General features: G+C 59.2%; 19 protein-coding genes. 9 read left to right on the top strand and 10 right to left on the bottom strand.

Annotation, left to right across the window (positions count from 1 at the left end):
* Positions 1-64 precede the first annotated feature (64 nt).
* The 6 genes from ACXX9E_RS10175 to ACXX9E_RS10200 form a co-directional block, all read right to left on the bottom strand.
* The gene (locus tag ACXX9E_RS10175; protein ID WP_128615114.1) at positions 65-403 is read right to left on the bottom strand and encodes a HopJ type III effector protein; all 339 of its coding nucleotides are present in this window, start codon (positions 401-403) and stop codon (positions 65-67) included.
* Positions 396-692, bottom strand: a complete 297-nt coding sequence (locus ACXX9E_RS10180) for a DUF1244 domain-containing protein (protein ID WP_123464714.1) — start codon at positions 690-692, stop codon at positions 396-398. Before ACXX9E_RS10180 ends, ACXX9E_RS10175 begins: the two co-directional genes overlap by 8 nt.
* Before the next feature lie 99 nt (positions 693-791).
* A complete protein-coding gene (gene folX / locus ACXX9E_RS10185; protein ID WP_123464716.1) occupies positions 792-1,163 on the bottom strand; it encodes a dihydroneopterin triphosphate 2'-epimerase in 372 nt (123 codons plus the stop codon).
* Positions 1,164-1,724 (bottom strand): GTP cyclohydrolase I FolE, encoded by a 561-nt coding sequence (gene folE, locus ACXX9E_RS10190; RefSeq protein WP_458555380.1) that lies wholly within the window; start codon positions 1,722-1,724, stop codon positions 1,164-1,166. It lies immediately after the preceding gene.
* A 21-nt stretch (positions 1,725-1,745) separates the two neighbouring features.
* A complete protein-coding gene (gene folM / locus ACXX9E_RS10195; RefSeq protein WP_123464719.1) occupies positions 1,746-2,456 on the bottom strand; it encodes a dihydromonapterin reductase in 711 nt (236 codons plus the stop codon).
* A 98-nt stretch (positions 2,457-2,554) separates the two neighbouring features.
* Positions 2,555-3,124, bottom strand: coding sequence for an antibiotic biosynthesis monooxygenase (locus ACXX9E_RS10200; protein WP_128615112.1), 570 nt, complete (start codon positions 3,122-3,124; stop codon positions 2,555-2,557).
* A gap of 210 nt (positions 3,125-3,334) precedes the next feature.
* On the opposite strand from ACXX9E_RS10200, the gene ACXX9E_RS10205 reads away from it, so the two are divergent.
* Positions 3,335-4,294, top strand: coding sequence for a MerR family transcriptional regulator (locus tag ACXX9E_RS10205; RefSeq protein WP_123464723.1), 960 nt, complete (start codon positions 3,335-3,337; stop codon positions 4,292-4,294).
* Between the two features lie 2 nt (positions 4,295-4,296).
* Here the strand turns inward: ACXX9E_RS10205 and ACXX9E_RS10210 are convergent, their stop codons facing one another.
* The gene (locus ACXX9E_RS10210) at positions 4,297-4,902 is read right to left on the bottom strand and encodes a hypothetical protein (RefSeq protein ID WP_123464725.1); all 606 of its coding nucleotides are present in this window, start codon (positions 4,900-4,902) and stop codon (positions 4,297-4,299) included.
* 54 nt (positions 4,903-4,956) lie between these two features.
* Positions 4,957-5,433, bottom strand: coding sequence for a PAS domain-containing protein (locus ACXX9E_RS10215; RefSeq protein ID WP_123464727.1), 477 nt, complete (start codon positions 5,431-5,433; stop codon positions 4,957-4,959).
* A gap of 153 nt (positions 5,434-5,586) precedes the next feature.
* Here ACXX9E_RS10215 and ACXX9E_RS10220 point away from each other — a divergent pair, with 153 nt between their 5' ends.
* Positions 5,587-6,042, top strand: coding sequence for a flavodoxin (locus ACXX9E_RS10220; RefSeq protein ID WP_123464729.1), 456 nt, complete (start codon positions 5,587-5,589; stop codon positions 6,040-6,042).
* On the opposite strand, the gene ACXX9E_RS10225 is transcribed toward ACXX9E_RS10220, so the two are convergent.
* Entirely contained in the window at positions 6,032-6,919 is an 888-nt protein-coding gene (locus ACXX9E_RS10225) for a LysR family transcriptional regulator (RefSeq protein WP_128615110.1), read from the bottom strand. The genes ACXX9E_RS10220 and ACXX9E_RS10225 overlap by 11 nt on opposite strands.
* A gap of 96 nt (positions 6,920-7,015) precedes the next feature.
* Between ACXX9E_RS10225 and ACXX9E_RS10230 the strand changes: the two genes are divergently transcribed.
* From ACXX9E_RS10230 to ACXX9E_RS10250, 5 genes are all read left to right on the top strand, one after another.
* Positions 7,016-7,402 carry a CidA/LrgA family protein gene (locus tag ACXX9E_RS10230; protein ID WP_123464733.1) on the top strand — a complete coding sequence of 129 codons (387 nt, stop codon included), beginning with the start codon at positions 7,016-7,018 and terminating at the stop codon, positions 7,400-7,402.
* On the top strand, positions 7,392-8,078 hold the full coding sequence (locus ACXX9E_RS10235) for an LrgB family protein (protein ID WP_128615109.1): 687 nt from the start codon (positions 7,392-7,394) through the stop codon (positions 8,076-8,078). Before ACXX9E_RS10230 ends, ACXX9E_RS10235 begins: the two co-directional genes overlap by 11 nt.
* A 131-nt stretch (positions 8,079-8,209) precedes the next feature.
* The gene (locus tag ACXX9E_RS10240) at positions 8,210-8,992 is read left to right on the top strand and encodes a class II aldolase/adducin family protein (RefSeq protein ID WP_458555381.1); all 783 of its coding nucleotides are present in this window, start codon (positions 8,210-8,212) and stop codon (positions 8,990-8,992) included.
* Positions 8,992-9,894, top strand: coding sequence for an alpha/beta fold hydrolase (locus tag ACXX9E_RS10245; RefSeq protein ID WP_458555382.1), 903 nt, complete (start codon positions 8,992-8,994; stop codon positions 9,892-9,894). Before ACXX9E_RS10240 ends, ACXX9E_RS10245 begins: the two co-directional genes overlap by 1 nt.
* Before the next feature lie 288 nt (positions 9,895-10,182).
* Complete coding sequence (locus ACXX9E_RS10250) at positions 10,183-11,094, top strand: SDR family oxidoreductase (RefSeq protein ID WP_123464741.1); 912 nt, start codon at positions 10,183-10,185, stop codon at positions 11,092-11,094.
* Between the two features lie 44 nt (positions 11,095-11,138).
* Here the strand turns inward: ACXX9E_RS10250 and ACXX9E_RS10255 are convergent, their stop codons facing one another.
* Positions 11,139-11,396 carry an immunity protein gene (locus ACXX9E_RS10255; protein WP_186745563.1) on the bottom strand — a complete coding sequence of 86 codons (258 nt, stop codon included), beginning with the start codon at positions 11,394-11,396 and terminating at the stop codon, positions 11,139-11,141.
* 807 nt (positions 11,397-12,203) lie between these two features.
* On the opposite strand from ACXX9E_RS10255, the gene ACXX9E_RS10260 reads away from it, so the two are divergent.
* Together ACXX9E_RS10260 and ACXX9E_RS10265 are read left to right on the top strand one after the other, a co-directional pair.
* Positions 12,204-13,997: a DUF1302 domain-containing protein gene (locus ACXX9E_RS10260; protein ID WP_458555383.1), complete on the top strand. Its 1,794-nt coding sequence runs from the start codon at positions 12,204-12,206 to the stop codon at positions 13,995-13,997.
* 23 nt (positions 13,998-14,020) lie between these two features.
* Positions 14,021-15,388, top strand: a complete 1,368-nt coding sequence (locus tag ACXX9E_RS10265) for a DUF1329 domain-containing protein (RefSeq protein ID WP_458555384.1) — start codon at positions 14,021-14,023, stop codon at positions 15,386-15,388.
* Positions 15,389-15,471 lie beyond the last annotated feature (83 nt).

The following is a 15,471-nucleotide window of genomic DNA, read 5'->3' on the forward strand; positions in this document are numbered from 1 at the left end:
AACCGGCTTCGGCCGGTTTTTTTATGCCCGTTATTTATGGCGCAACGCAGTTACATTGTAGGAATCAGCGGCGGGTCAGGGGTTGAGCGGTGAATTTGACGCCGGCCAGCCCGTGCTGGATCAACGCCCTGATATTGCCGTGATCACTGCCCTCAGGCGTCGCCAGCACCGAGCGGTAATGCTCGCCGAACGCCAGCAGCGCTTCTTCGTCACTCAGACCTTCCAGCAGCGCCAGACCCAGGGTCTTGCACGAGCCTTCGTTCTGCCCGGCGGCGTTTTCCACGCCGCCGTTGTTGAATGCTTGCGGCTGGTAGTCGTAACCGGCGGCGATAAAGGCCAGGGTGTCGGCGAAAACGTGTTCGCCGCTCTTGAGGCTGGCGCGCAGGGTATTCAAATCACTCATGGGTTTTTCCTTTGGCGAACGCCGCCTGTTGTTCGGCGTTGGCTTCTTGCTGGTATTGGGCTTTCCACTCGGCGTACGGCATGCCGTAAACCACTTCACGGGCGTCGTCGAGGCTGACCTCGATCTGGCGCTCGTCGGCTTCAGCCTTGTACCACTTGGACAGGCAGTTGCGGCAGAACCCGGCGAGGTTCATCAGGTCGATGTTCTGCACGTCCTTGCGGCTGTCCAGGTGGGCGACCAGCCGGCGGAAGGCGGCGGCTTCGAGTTCGAGGCGTTGTTGCTCAGTCATGGGAATCTCTGCGAGACAGCTTTGAGCGGCAAGCTTCAAGCTGCAAGATTGGATCGGGGTCGGCCGTTAGCTTAACGCTTGCAGCTCGAAGCTTGAAGCTCAGCGGCTTGCCGCGAGGGTGATCGACACCGATTCGGCAAAGCGCAGCGCGTGCGGCTTGTCGACTTCGACTTCGGCGTACAGCACCGACGTGTTGCTCATCACCAGATCGAGCAATTCCTGGGTCAGGCGCTCCAGCAACGCAAAGCGGTTGCCTTCGACGTGGGCGATGATCGCCTTGGTGATCGTGCGGTAGTTCAGCGCGTGATCAATATCGTTGTCGCGTACCGCTTCCTGCGCGGCGTACAGGATGGTCAGGTTGATCAGCACATCCTGCTTGTTGAGGATCTCGTCCTCATTGATCCCGATAAAGGTGCGCAAGCGCAGATCCTTGACCCGGATGCGCGCCATTCCTGGTTGAAGTTGTGGCATTTACTTGCTCCGTCCAATCAATTGCAGGAACTCCTGGCGGGTGTTGCTCGAGTCGCGAAAGGCGCCGAGCATGACCGAGGTGTTCATGGTTGAATTCTGTTTTTCGACACCGCGCATCATCATGCACATGTGTCTGGCCTCGATGACCACGGCGACACCGGCGGCGTCGGTGACCTGTTGCACCGCATCGGCAATTTGCCGGGTGAGGTTTTCCTGAATCTGCAGGCGTCGGGCGAACATGTCCACCAGTCGCGCAATCTTTGACAGCCCCAGCACCTTGCCTGTCGGAATATAAGCCACATGGGCCTTGCCGATGAAGGGCAGCAGGTGATGTTCGCACAATGAGTACAACTCGATGTCAGCGACGATGATCATCTCGTCGGTGTCCGAGGCAAACAGTGCGCCGTTGACGATCTCGTCGACGCTCTGCACATAGCCGTGACACAGGTATTGCATGGCCTTGGCCGCACGCACCGGTGTGTCGAGCAATCCTTCGCGGTCGGGATCTTCACCGAGGCCAATCAGGATGTCGCGGTAGTGCTCGGGCAGGGAGCGGGTCATGGATCATCCTCGCAGCAAGGCTTACTTGACGTGCCTTCCGCCGTTGACGGTCAGGGTTGTGCCGGTGACATAAGGGTTGTCGAGCAGATAGCGCAGGCTCTGGTAGATCACTTCGCTGCCGGGCTCGATGCCCAGCGCGGATTTCGCCAGTGCCTTGGCACGGTACGCCGCATCGTCGTCGGGATTGAACAATAGCAGGGCCGGAGCGATACCGTTGACCTTGATCGCCGGCGCATAACGCGCGGCGAACGACAGCGTCAGGCTGTCGAGCCCGGCTTTGCTCGCGCAATAGCCGATGTGCTTGCTGCTGCCCTTGCGGGTGACGTCGTCACTGATGTGGATGATGTCCGCTGGCGTCGATTGCTTGAGCAGGTCGGCGCAGTGCAGATTGATCAGATACGGCGCAAGCATGTGCACGTTAATCATCCGCACGAAGGCTTCGGCTTCGTGGTCCGGGGTTTCCGCCCGCCATTCGGAGGCGTTATGGACAATGGCGCGCAGACGGTCGGTGTGGGTTTTCAGTGCCTGGATGAAGGCGAGAATGCTGGCTTCGCTGGAAAAGTCCGCAAACACTGCGACGGCGCCCAGATCCCGCAATGCCTGCACCCCCGGACGTTCAGTGCGATAGGTGAAGATGACGCGGTGGCCGTCTTCAAGCAAACGTTGCGCGCAGTGCAAACCGACACGCTGGCCGGCACCGGTGATGAGAATCGGGGCGGAGGTTGAGGTCATGAACGGCTCACGTCGCAGTCAGAGCAAAAACTATAACAGCGACGTGCCTTGTACTCCTATTGCAGGACGAGCTTTGTGGCTTGAGTGAGAGCGGGGAGTCAACGGTTTTCAGATACCGGTTCCACCGGCAGTCGGCGTGCCGGAATGCTATTCAGCCAGCCGGCCAGCAACCGCGTCGACAGCGGAATGAAGAAGTAAACCATCAATGGCGTCAGGCACGCCGTGCTGATCAATACGCGCGGCAGCAGGCCCATTGGCGCGAGCGCAGGGCCCAGCACGAAATTGAACAGCAATGACACGGGAAAGAATGCCAGCCAGATGGCGACAGCCTGCTTCCAGCGCGGCGGACGCTGGCCGGCGGCGCCGAACCAGCCTTCGATGCCGCTGACCCGGTGTTCTTTCGGGTGGGCAAACAGATCGCTGCCGCGTTCCAGCCAGGCGGTGCGCGACGCCGAGTGCTCCCATGCATGCAGGGTCTGCTCGTCGACAAAGCGGAAAATGATCTGGAATTCGTTGTCGCCGGGTGGAGGCGCCAATACACCGGAGCCGAGGTAACCGGGAAAGTCGGTCGCCAGTTGTTCGCCTTCACGAAGCCAGGCGATCAGGTCCTGATAGCGACCATCAGCAACGCGACGCGCGACCATCAGCGTAACGGGGGAAGTAGACATTATGTATCTCCGTATTTCGAATGCGTCACTCCGGGTAGGAATTTCGCCTGACGCAGGCCGGGGTAGAGGCCTGCGTTTTGCAACAAGCAAGGATTATTCCTGAATTTAGCGATTTAACCAGCGACTTTCGTCGCAGATCGACACTTGAACGCAATCAGGTGTGCGGGGTTAGAATAGGATCCAATTTAATAGTATGGACGTAGATGCAGAATGCCTGTCATGACGGACCTTAGCCCTGTTTCCCAGGCATCTGTTGCGCTTGAGCGCGAAGACCTGTTTCCCATACGTGAGGTCTCGCGCCTGACGGGCGTCAACCCGGTGACCCTGCGTGCCTGGGAACGGCGCTATGGTCTGATTCAGCCCACGCGCACCGAAAGTGGGCATCGGCTGTATTCGATGACCGATATCGAGCGTGTTCGCAACATTGTCGAATGGATCGACCGCGGGGTGGCCGTCAGCAAAATCGGCAAGATCCTCGCCAAGACCGAGCCCTTGAAAGCGCTGGCGCACATTATTCCCGATGATCTGGTCCAGGCCGACTACCAGCAATGGCAGCACCAGTTGCAGAGTGCCGTGAGTGCGTTCGACGACATCGAGCTGGATCGGGTCTATGGGCAGATCTTTTCCTCGTACGCGTTGCCGGTGGTGTTCCAGGACATTCTGATGCCGCTGTGGCGGCAACTGTTGCAGCGTCAGGAAGCGTTCGGGCAAACCAGCGAGTGGCTGTTTCTGGATGGCTATCTGCGCTCACGGGTGTTGCAGCGAATCATCGTGTTGCGTGGCTCACAACCGCGCAAGATCATCGTCAGTGCCTTGGCCGGTCAGTGTCGTGAACTCGAGTTGCTGGTGGCCGCGCTGTTTCTCAGCAGCAGTGAATCCGGTGTGCGGGTATTGACCACCGGCCAGCCGTTCGACGAATTGACCCTGGTCTGCGAGAAAATCAAACCGCAGGTTCTGGTGCTGTTTTCCAATCACGCGCCGGGTGCCGAATTGCCAAGGCGTTTGAACCGCCTGGCATTGAGTCTCGATTGTCAGTTGCTGCTGGCGGGGGATGCGTCGGATCTGGCGCAGGACAGTCTGGCGGGCAGCTCGATCGGCTGTATTGGCAACGAAGGGGCAACCATGCGTCAGCGTCTGAACCAGTTTCTCTCGGGGACACTCGATACCTGAAATCAGGTGTGCAGGGCGGGGTGGGTCAAACGATGTTGTTGCAGGATGAACTGGCGCAGACGCTCGGTTTCATCGGCATCGGTCTGACTCAGTTCGTAGGCGTAGAAACCGTGCTCGGTTTCACGCTCGAAGTTGCCACGCAATGAAATCCGCTCATACCCCGAAGGGCTGAACCACAGGGCGAAATGCTTGGGCGGTTTGGTCTTGTTGCGCATCTCCAGCAGCACGCCTTTGTGCGAAACCTCGTGCACCCACATCGTTCCCGGCTGGCCTTTGGCGTTTTCCAGAGCCACCGGTTCTTCCAGCGTCAGGCGCCACGGGCGCACCATCGGTCCGTCTTCGTAAATGCTCGGCACACCCAGACGCAGATGCAGCGCGTGAAACTCGTCTTCGACCAGATGCAACGGGAAGGTCATCTGTTGGTTTTCGAAGTTGGCCTGAATGGTGACTTGCTCATGAGCGGCCAGGCGCGTGAGCAAATCACGAATCTGCGAACCACCATTGACCAGCAGGCTCGACGTTGCATCCCGCACATTGAGTTGCGGGTTGTGCTGCATGGTCTGGATGAAATCCAGCTCATCCTGGGTCAGGAGGGCGTCGCGCTGCATGGTTAGCTCGAAGGGAATAGTTACAAAGTCATTGGTGATTGTAGTTAATGACCATTAGTTCGCAGTTTTGTTTGCACCGTTCGTCGCTTTCACCGCTGCCAGTTCGGTTTGCAGAGCGGCGACTTGGGCCTCCAATTGTGCAACACGCTGTTGCGCCTTGACCTGCACCGTCACATCTTTTTGCACGCCGACGAAATAGGTCTGCCCGTCATCGGCGTTTTTCACCGTCGACAGTGACAGTTCATTCCAGAATGGCGTGCCGTCCTTGCGATAGTTGCGCAGGATCTCGCGGCACGCGCCACCGTTGCGCAGGGCGTCGCGAATCAGCGCCAGGTTTTCCTGGTCACGGTCTCCAGACTGCAGGAAGCGGCAGTCCTGATAGAGAATTTCCTCGCTGGTGTAGCCGGTCAGGCGCTCAAAAGCGGGGTTCACATAAATCAGGATGTTGTCCTGCTCACCTTCCTTTTCGGCGACCACGATCCCGTCATTCGATGCGTTGATCACCATTTGCAGCAAACTGGCGTTGATCATCCTTGAATCCTTTCAGAGTTATCAGTGGCAGGCATTCTAGAAGATCGGTAGAGGCTGTCTATAGGCCATCAGTCCCTATTGAGAGCCAATCGTAACTTCGGCGTCCAGACTGTTACTATCGCCGCTCTTTTTTTCAGTTTCAGGATCAGATTGATGAAAGTCGCCATCCTCTCCGGTTCGGTCTACGGCACCGCCGAAGAAGTCGCCCGCCACGTGCAGAACTTGCTGAAAGAAGCCGGTTTTGAAACCTTCTACAACGCCCGCGCCAGTCTGGCCGATATCCAGGCGTTCGGCCCGCAAGCGTTTCTTGCCGTGACCTCGACCACCGGCATGGGCGAGTTGCCAGACAACCTGCAACCGCTGTACTCGACGATTCGCGATCAATTGCCCGCCGCGTGGCGTGGTTTGCCTGGCGCGGTGATCGCCTTGGGCGACGCCAGTTATGGCGACACGTTCTGCGGCGGCGGTGAGCAAATACGTGAGTTGTTTGCCGAGTTGGGCGTGCGTGAAGTGCAAGACATGCTGCGCATCGACGCCAGCGAAAGCGTCACCCCGGAAACCGACTCAGAGCCTTGGCTGGCGGAGTTGATCGTTGCACTCAAGGGTTGATCCCGCGCTCGCGCAACAGCGCCAGCCATGCCTGAGCCGCTTTTGACAGATAAGCCCCCTGGCGCCAGATGAACGCGATATCCCAGCGCAGATAATCCGGCGCCCGCAAGGTCAGGCGCACCACCCCTGGCCGCACCAGACCGCGCGCCACCACGCTGGGCAACAGCACCACGCCTTGTCCGGCGGCCACCAGTGCGGCGAGAAAATCCGCCTGACCGCTGCGGCCTCCTTCTTTCGGGGTAAAGCCCATTTGCTGGCAGGCCTGCAGTAAACGGTCGTTGAGCACGAAGCTGCGCTGGTACAGCAGGAAGGGCGTATCGGCCAATTCTTCCAGGCCAATCTCGCCGCGCGCAGCCAATGGGTGATCAGCGGGCAGCAAGGCGTCCAGTCGCTCATCGCAAAAAGGCTGACAGTCGAACTGTGGGTCCTTGGGCAACAGACTGCCGCCCAGTTCCAGTTCACCGTTCAACACCGCTTGCTCGATATGGCGGCTACCGCCTTCAAGCAACTGAATGCTGATGTTCGGATAACGCCGCCGGTATTCGGCAAACACCCCGGCAAACAGCGCATCGCTGCCCAATAGCGGCAAGCCCAGGCGCAACTCGCCGCGCGCCAGATGGCTGAGATCATCCAGTTCGTTCAGCAGTTCATTGCGCAAACGCAACATGCCTTCGGCCCGTTGCAGCACCACGCTGCCGGCGGCTGTCAGGCGCAGGTGCGAACCGAGCCGTTCGAGCAGCGGAGTGCCAAGGCTCTGTTCCAGTTGGGCCACCTGCTTGCTCACCGCTGACTGGCTGATGTGCAAGGTTTTTGCGGCTTGGGTAAAACCGCCCTGGTGCATGACTTCGACGAAGCTGCGCAGTTGTTTGAATTCCATAGCTGTGATTCCAAAGTGGAATGGCTGCAAGTCTAACAATTCGCTTTTGGGATGCCAGGCCGGTTCGTAAAATAACGGCCTGTCAGGAGCAAAAGCATGAATACCGTCGCCCTCAAACACCTTTTCCGTCTGCTCGCCGAACTCGCCGTGTTGCTGAGTCTTTATCTGCTCGGTTGCCAGTTGGCCGCGTGGCTGGCGTGGCCGATTCCCGGTGGCGTCATCGGCATGGCCCTGTTGCTGCTGGCGTTCGCCTGCGGCTGGGTGAAACCGGCGGCGCTGCAATTGGGCGCCGGATTGCTGATGGCGGAAATGCTGTTGTTCTTTATTCCGGCGTTGATGAGCCTGCTCGATTACGGCGCGCTGCTGCGCCATGACGGCTGGCGCATCCTGTTGGTGATCGCCGCCAGTACCTTGATGGTGATGCTGGTCACCGCGTTCACCGTGGAACTGGCCGTGCGCATGAGGCGTTCCCATGAAGCTTGAATGGATGCCGATGTTCTGGCTCGTCTTCACTCTGTTGGCGTACCTGTTCAGCCGCTGGATTTATCGACGCACCGGACGCTACGTGCTGTCGCCGCTGATTCTGGTGCCGGGGTTGTTGCTGGCGCTCGCGGTGCCGCTGCACACCGCGTATGCCGAATATGCGAGCAACACCCATTGGCTGATGCTTGTACTGGGGCCGGTGACTGTGGCCTTCGCCGTGCCGATCTGGCAGCAACGGCGATTGTTGATGCGGCATTGGTCGGCGTTGCTGCTCGGCATGGTCGCCGGCAGTGCGGCGTCGATCGCCACCTCGTTCGGTCTGGCCAGGGCACTGGCGCTGGACAGTTCGGTGACCCTGTCGCTGGTGCCTCGTTCGATCACCACGCCATTCGCCATGCCACTGGCGCAGGATCTCGGTGGCGTGCCGGAACTGACGGCGGTGTTCGTGATGTTTACGGGCGTGTTCGGCGCAATGCTCGGCGGCGTTCTGTTGAAGTGGTTGCCGTTGCGCAGTGCGCTCGCACGCGGCGCCTTGTTCGGTGTCGGCGCCCACGGTGCCGGGGTCAGCCGGGCGCACGAAGTCGGCGGTGAAGAAGGTTCTGTCGCCGGGCTGGTGATGGTGCTTACCGGGCTGTTGAATCTGTTTGCCGCGCCTTTGCTGGCGTCGTTGCTTTGACATGGATCCAAGGTGTTTGCATGGCTGACCCGCTCAGTCATCAAGCTGGCTGGCAATGCAACTACACGATCCTTTGCGCCTGACTAGACTGCTGACACGTGCAGAACAATAAGAACGCAGAGGTGCATACAGTGAGCGTAGCCCCCGTCCAATCGTCCCTTAATGTCAAAGACCAGGTCAGTGCTGCCGAGTGGCAGACCCGTGTCGATCTCGCCGCCTGTTATCGTCTGGTCGCGCTGCATGGCTGGGACGATCTGATCTTCACCCATATTTCCGCCAAGATCCCGGGCACCGAAGATTTCCTGATCAATCCGTTCGGCCTGATGTTTCACGAGATCACTGCCTCAAGCCTGGTGAAAGTCGACCAGGCCGGCAACAAACTCATGGACAGTCCCTACGAAATCAACCCGGCCGGCTACACGATTCACAGCGCCGTGCACGAAGTGCGGCACGATGTGGTTTGCGTGCTGCATACGCACACCGCCTCCGGTGTTGCGGTGTCGGCGCAAAAGCAGGGCGTGTTGCCGATCAGTCAGCAGTCGCTGTTTGTTCTCTCGAGCCTGGCGTATCACGCTTATGAAGGGGTCGCGCTGAATCACGAAGAGAAGGCGCGGTTGCAGGCCGACCTCGGCGAAAGCAATTTCCTGATGTTGCATAACCACGGTCTGCTGACCTGCGGTGGCACCATCGCCGATACCTTTCTGATGATGTTCACTTTCCAGCGCGCCTGCGACATTCAGGTCATGGCGCGGACCGGCGGGGCGCAACTGATCGCCATCGAACCGCAGATTCTGGCGGGCGCCAAAGCGATGATCGCCGGCGTCACCAAAAGCGCTCAAGGCATGGGTGGCGCGCTGGCCTGGCCGGCGCTGCTACGCAAACTCGATAAACAAGACCCCGGATATAAACTCTAATGCCTCTTGCCGAGATTCCTCTGTGTGTCTGGCGTAAACGCAGCCAGACGTTTGTCTTTCGTGGGCATTCGATCCGCTACTGGGTGGCGGGGCAGGGTGAACCGCTGCTGTTGATCCACGGTTTTCCGACCGCCAGTTGGGATTGGCATTACCTGTGGCAGCCATTGGCTCAGCGATATCGGGTAATTGCCTGTGACATGCTCGGTTTCGGCGACTCGGCCAAACCCCTGAATCACACCTACAGCCTGTTGGAGCAGGCCGATCTGCAGCAGGCCTTGCTCGTGCATTTGCAGGTCGAGCAACCGGTGCATGTGCTGGCACACGATTACGGCGACAGCGTCGCTCAGGAACTGCTCGCCCGCCATGGCGAAGGCACGTTCGAGATGGCCAGTTGTGTATTTCTCAACGGCGGCCTGTTTCCGGAAACCCATCGCCCGGTGCTGATGCAGAAGCTACTGCTCAGCCCGCTGGGCTGGATGATCGGGCGCGCGTTCACCCGCGACGCACTGGTGAAAAGCTTCCGCCAGATCTTCGGTCCGCAGACCGCTCCGAGTGAAAGTGAGCTGGACGATTTCTGGAGTCTGATCGACAGCAATCACGGGCCATGGATCATGCACAAGCTGATCGGCTACATTCCCGAACGTCGCGTGCAACGTGATCGCTGGGTCGCTGCGATGCAACGTGGTGAAGTGCCGATGCGGGTGATTGATGGCGAGTTCGATCCGATCTCCGGTGCGCACATGGTCGAGCGTTACCGCGAGCTGATTCCGGACGCCGACATGGTGTTGCTGCCAGGCATCGGCCACTATCCGCAGACCGAAGCGCCGGTGCAGGTGCTCAAGCACTATCTGGCGTTCCGTGATCGCCTGGTGTTGCCGCCGCGCAAGGTGGCGTGTTCATGAAATCTCCGTACGCTTGAGCGAACGGTTGTGGCGAGGGAGCTTGCCGCACCGTCCCGCTTGGCTGCGCCGCCGTCGTAATCTTCTGGCCCTTTTCAATTGCGAGCTCAGGATCGGGGGCTGCTCCGCGCCCCGGCGGAAGCAAGCGCCTTCGCCACAGGGTGTCTCATCCTTTTCACTATCCCCCAACCTTATCGCGCACCATTCAGCCTCAGCCGTGTTCATTGTGACCCGAAGCCCCGTGCCTGACACTCGGGATCAATGTCCCATTGGCCTGCTGGAGTTGCTCCGATGAATGAGTCTGTGCGTTTCGAAGATAAAGTCGTGATCGTCACCGGAGCCGGTGGTGGCCTCGGACGGGCTCACGCGCTGCTGTTCGCCAGACAAGGCGCCAAAGTGCTGGTCAACGACCTTGGCGGCTCGACTCAGGGCGAAGGCGCCAACGCTTCCGCCGCTGATCGCGTGGTGGCGGAAATCCGCGAGGCCGGCGGCATTGCCGAAGCCAACCACGACTCCGTCACCGACGGCGACAAACTGGTGCAGAACGCCCTCGATGCCTTCGGTCGGGTCGATGTGGTGGTCAACAACGCCGGGATCCTGCGCGACAAGACCTTTCACAAGATGGACGATGCCGACTGGGATCTGGTCTATCGCGTCCATGTCGAAGGCGCTTACAAAGTCACCCGCGCCGCATGGCCGCACCTGCGCGAGCAAAACTACGGCCGGGTGATCTTCACCGCCTCGACCTCGGGCATCTACGGCAACTTTGGCCAGTCCAACTACGGCATGGCCAAGCTCGGCCTCTACGGCCTGACGCGCACGCTGGCCATCGAGGGTCGCAAGAACAACATCCTGGTCAACGCCATCGCGCCTACCGGCGGCACGCGCATGACCGAGGGGCTGATCCCGCCGCAAGTGTTCGAGCAATTGAAGCCAGAACTGGTCAGCCCGCTGGTGGTGTATCTGGCCAGCGAGCAATGCCAGGAAACCTCCGGGCTGTTCGAGGTCGGTGGCGGCTGGATGGGCAAGGTGCGCTGGGAGCGCAGCCTCGGGGCCGGGTTTGATCCGCGGGTGGGTTTCTCGCCGGAAGATGTCGCGGCGCACTGGCAGCAGATTTGCGATTTCGAGGGGGCGGCGCATCCGAAGGACAATATTGAGGCGCTGAAGGAAATGATGGCGAATTTGCAGAAGTATTCGCTTTAAGAGGGGAGGCCACCAGGTTTGGGCTTGGTGGCCTGCGTTGCTACTTAAGAATACGTGTTGTCAGTCATGAATCTGGGCGCTCGCCAGTTAGGCCCTTTGACGGCGACTGGTCCGCTGCCATTGGCTAAAATGCCTCGCTCGAAGAGTCGTGCATAGGTTTCAAGCAATTCGCCGCTTGCAATAACTTCGGACCTGTAGCGTCCGAACATTCTGTCTAGGGATGGTATAGCGGAGCCGAGTGCGAACACGGTTAGTACATCTTCTACAGATTCATTTTTTACTATTTGCTCGACGATGCTCATTGCTGACCTCCTTTCAACAGATTCTTGAAAAACACTTCATCTTGCTTGCGGATTTCATCAAGCATCAGGGGTGGAGGTCTTTGCATATTCATGTCCTTTTGAATGTGCGTGATAACTTGCTGGCAAGTCAGCGCGGCCGATAGTGACGTCCGTGTCACCAGCGAGTGATTGAGGTGTTTCAAGTTACATCAGAGTCGCTGTTACAAAATCTGAGAAGCCCGTAAGTAACAGGGTGTTGTTTTGAGAGGATTTTCGCCGACTAATCACAAAGCGGGGAGAATTCGCTTACGCAGCAGGAAAGGTCCGACGTTGTTCTCGGAAAGTGTTTGCAAGTCTTAGGGAATGGTTTTTCAACAGCCATAAAAAAGGCCGCTGCAAACGCAGCGGCCAAGGTAAGACGTTGGATCAAGGAGCTACAAATCAACGTCAGTGAACACCGGGGCGATGAACCGACATCTCGATTCATCTGAAATCTGTTGCCAGTCGCTTCCATGACTCAGCGTAGCTGGCTTCGTGCTTTTCGGCGTATTGCCTGAAAGCGCGCTCAGAATAAGGTGTTGAGCCTGTAGGAAAAATACCGATCTCTGACATGCACTGTTACGGGGCATGTAACAGTCATCTCGCCCCACCGGCTTCATGCGCGGTACTGATGATCCTCCATCCAGCCAATCCATGGCTCGCGCAAAGGCCCGTTCCGCAAGGGCATTCATCCTTTCGAGCGACAACACGAATACCTCCTTGGTGCGCTTATCGACCCGGTCACCCGGCAGTAGGGTGGGGCCTTCTGTCACTCACCGGGGAAGACGCATGACAACAAAAACAATGCGCGCCATCTTCACACCGCAGGCGCTGGCAGCCGCGGTGGCTTTGGGTTGCTGTGCTCAGGCGCAGGCGGTTTCGTTCAATATCGGGGAAATCGAGGGGACGTTCGACTCGTCGCTGTCGATCGGTGCGAGTTGGGGCATGCGCGATGCCGATAAGTCGCTGGTCGGCACAGTCAACGGTGGGACCGGACAATCCTCGACCGGTGATGACGGACGCTTGAACTTCAAGAAGGGTGAGACCTTTTCGAAAATCTTCAAAGGCATCCACGACCTCGAATTGAAGTACGGCGACACCGGTGTGTTCGTGCGTGGCAAGTATTGGTACGACTTCGAACTCAAGGACGAAGACCGCGAGTTCAAGCCGATCAGCGACAGCGGCCGCAAGGAAGGCGCGAAGTCCTCCGGGGCGCAGATTCTCGATGCGTTCGTTTATCACAACTATTCCATCGCGGACTTGCCGGGCACTGTGCGCGCCGGCAAGCAAGTGGTCAGTTGGGGTGAAAGTACCTTCATCGGCAACTCGATCAACAGCATCAACCCGATCGACGTTTCGGCGTTTCGGCGCCCCGGTGCCGAGATCAAGGAAGGCCTGATTCCGGTGAACATGCTGTTCGGCTCGCAAAGCCTCACCGACAAACTCTCGGTGGAAGGTTTCTATCAACTGGAGTGGGATCAGACGGTTCTCGACAACTGCGGCACGTTCTTCGGTGTCGATGTGGCGTCGGACGGGTGCAACAACAACTACACCGTCGGCAGCCCTGCGATTGCACCGTTTGTGCCGTTGACCCAAGCCTTTGGTCAAGGCATTCAGGTAACTCGCGAAGGCGTGGTGGTACCCCGTGGCGGTGACCGCGATGCACGGGATTCCGGCCAGTGGGGCACGGCATTGCGCTGGCTCGGTGACGACACCGAGTACGGCCTCTACTTCATGAATTACCACAGCCGCACACCCACGGTGGGGACCACCACCGCGGGGCTTTCGACCCTGGCGGCATTGCCGGGTATGGTCGGCATCGCCAACCGTCTGGCCCCCGGCAGCGGTTCGGGACTGGCGCAAAGTGTGATGCTCGGACGTGGCCAGTACTACCTCGAATACCCTGAAGACATTCGTCTGTACGGTGCGAGTTTTTCGACCACGTTGCCGACCGGCACCGCGTGGACCGGCGAGATCAGCTACCGGCCCAACGCTCCGGTGCAGGTCAACACCAACGACCTGACACTGGCGCTGCTAAACCCGATTGCCGGCGGTGCCGCGTCACCGATCGCCACCACACCGGGTTCTGACAACAAGGGCTATCGCCGTAAAGAAGTCACGCAAGTCCAGAGCACGCTCACGCACTTCTTCGATCAGGTCTGGGGCGCTCAACGTCTGACCCTGGTGGGTGAAGCCGCGGTGGTGCGGGTCGGCGGCCTGGAGTCGCGCAACAAGCTGCGTTATGGCCGTGACTCGGTGTATGGGCAGTACGGTTTCGGCGGCGATACCGACGGTTTCGTCACCTCGACCTCGTGGGGCTATCGCGCGCGGGCGATCCTCGATTACGCCAACGTGATCGGCGGGATCAACCTCAAACCCAACCTGTCCTGGTCGCATGACGTTGCCGGTTACGGCCCCAACGGCCTGTTCAACGAAGGCGCGAAAGCGATCAGCGTCGGCGTCGATGCCGACTACCGCAACACCTACACCGCAAGCCTGAGTTACACCGACTTTTTCGGCGGTGACTACAACGTCCTCGAAGACCGTGACTTCGTGGCCCTGAGCTTCGGCGTGAACTTCTGATCTGCCCGAGAAGGATGAATGCAATGCGCAAAATGATTCTGCAATGTGGTGTCCTCGCCCTCAGTCTGCTGGCGGCCAACGTGATGGCGGCGGTGTCGCCGGATGAGGCCAACAAGCTGGGTACCAGCCTCACTCCGCTGGGTGCCGAGAAGGCCGGCAACGCTGACGGCTCGATTCCGGCCTGGACCGGCGGCATTCCGAAAAATGCCGGGGCGGTAGACAGCAAAGGCTTCCTCGCTGATCCGTTTGCCAATGAAAAACCGTTGTTCATCATTACCGCGGCGAACGTCGATCAGTACAAAAACAAGCTCTCCGACGGCCAGGTGGCGATGTTCAAACGTTACCCGGAAACCTACAGGATCCCGGTCTACCCGACCCACCGCACGGTCGCGGTGCCGCCGGAAATCTATGAGTCGGCCAAGCGCAGCGCACTCAACGTGACCAGCATCAATGAGGGCAACGGCCTGGCCAATTTCACCGGCAACCGTTACTACGCGTTTCCGATTCCGAAGAATGGTGTTGAGGTGTTGTGGAACCACATCACCCGCTATCACGGCGGCAACCTGCGGCGGATCATCACTCAGGTGACGCCACAGACCAATGGCAGCTACACGCCGATCCGCTTCGAAGAGGAGATCGCCGTGCCGCAACTGATGAAGGATCTCGATCCGGAAAAAGCCGCCAATGTCCTGACCTTCTTCAAGCAGTCGGTGACCGCGCCGGCACGTCTGGCCGGTAACGTACTGCTGGTGCACGAGACCCTCGATCAGGTGAAGGAGCCGCGTCTGGCATGGATCTACAACGCCGGTCAGCGCCGGGTGCGCCGCGCACCGCAAGTGGCCTATGACGGCCCGGGCACTGCGGCTGATGGCCTGCGCACGTCGGACAACTTCGACATGTTCTCCGGCGCCCCGGATCGCTACGACTGGAAACTGGTCGGCAAGAAGGAAATGTACATTCCGTACAACAGCTACAAGCTCGATTCGCCGAAGCTCAAGTACGACGACATCGTCAAGGCTGGGCATATCAATCAGGATCTGACGCGTTATGAACTGCACCGCGTGTGGGAAGTGATCGGCACGGTCAAACCGAGCGAGCGGCACATCTACGCCAAGCGCCACATGTACATCGACGAAGACAGCTGGCAGGTGGCTCTTGCCGACCACTATGACGGTCGCGGGCAACTGTGGCGCGTCGCCGAGGGGCATGCTCAGTACTACTACGATCACCAGGCCCAGGCCTACACCCTCGAGGCGCTCTACGACATCATTGCCGGCCGTTACATTGCACTGGGGATGAAGAACGAAGAGAAGCACAGCTTCGAATTCGGCTTCGAAGCCAAGGCGGCCGACTACACGCCATCGGCCCTGCGCGCTGAGGGTGTACGGTAATTCGTCGAATACCGCCGTGAACCTGTGGCGAGCTCCCTCGCCACAGCGGTTCGGTTCAGATGATCAGAATAAGACCAGGTGGT

This window comes from Pseudomonas sp. GNP014, from assembly GCF_054344005.1.

Coding starts and splice junctions, on each gene's coding strand:
- ACXX9E_RS10175 (WP_128615114.1), bottom strand. CDS start 403: ATGAGTGATTTGAATACCCTGCGCGCCAGCCTCAAGAGCGGCGAACAC.
- ACXX9E_RS10180 (WP_123464714.1), bottom strand. CDS start 692: ATGACTGAGCAACAACGCCTCGAACTCGAAGCCGCCGCCTTCCGCCGG.
- folX (WP_123464716.1), bottom strand. CDS start 1,163: ATGCCACAACTTCAACCAGGAATGGCGCGCATCCGGGTCAAGGATCTG.
- folE (WP_458555380.1), bottom strand. CDS start 1,724: ATGACCCGCTCCCTGCCCGAGCACTACCGCGACATCCTGATTGGCCTC.
- folM (WP_123464719.1), bottom strand. CDS start 2,456: ATGACCTCAACCTCCGCCCCGATTCTCATCACCGGTGCCGGCCAGCGT.
- ACXX9E_RS10200 (WP_128615112.1), bottom strand. CDS start 3,124: ATGTCTACTTCCCCCGTTACGCTGATGGTCGCGCGTCGCGTTGCTGAT.
- ACXX9E_RS10205 (WP_123464723.1), top strand. CDS start 3,335: ATGCCTGTCATGACGGACCTTAGCCCTGTTTCCCAGGCATCTGTTGCG.
- ACXX9E_RS10210 (WP_123464725.1), bottom strand. CDS start 4,902: ATGCAGCGCGACGCCCTCCTGACCCAGGATGAGCTGGATTTCATCCAG.
- ACXX9E_RS10215 (WP_123464727.1), bottom strand. CDS start 5,433: ATGATCAACGCCAGTTTGCTGCAAATGGTGATCAACGCATCGAATGAC.
- ACXX9E_RS10220 (WP_123464729.1), top strand. CDS start 5,587: ATGAAAGTCGCCATCCTCTCCGGTTCGGTCTACGGCACCGCCGAAGAA.
- ACXX9E_RS10225 (WP_128615110.1), bottom strand. CDS start 6,919: ATGGAATTCAAACAACTGCGCAGCTTCGTCGAAGTCATGCACCAGGGC.
- ACXX9E_RS10230 (WP_123464733.1), top strand. CDS start 7,016: ATGAATACCGTCGCCCTCAAACACCTTTTCCGTCTGCTCGCCGAACTC.
- ACXX9E_RS10235 (WP_128615109.1), top strand. CDS start 7,392: ATGAAGCTTGAATGGATGCCGATGTTCTGGCTCGTCTTCACTCTGTTG.
- ACXX9E_RS10245 (WP_458555382.1), top strand. CDS start 8,992: ATGCCTCTTGCCGAGATTCCTCTGTGTGTCTGGCGTAAACGCAGCCAG.
- ACXX9E_RS10250 (WP_123464741.1), top strand. CDS start 10,183: ATGAATGAGTCTGTGCGTTTCGAAGATAAAGTCGTGATCGTCACCGGA.
- ACXX9E_RS10255 (WP_186745563.1), bottom strand. CDS start 11,396: ATGAGCATCGTCGAGCAAATAGTAAAAAATGAATCTGTAGAAGATGTA.
- ACXX9E_RS10260 (WP_458555383.1), top strand. CDS start 12,204: ATGACAACAAAAACAATGCGCGCCATCTTCACACCGCAGGCGCTGGCA.
- ACXX9E_RS10265 (WP_458555384.1), top strand. CDS start 14,021: ATGCGCAAAATGATTCTGCAATGTGGTGTCCTCGCCCTCAGTCTGCTG.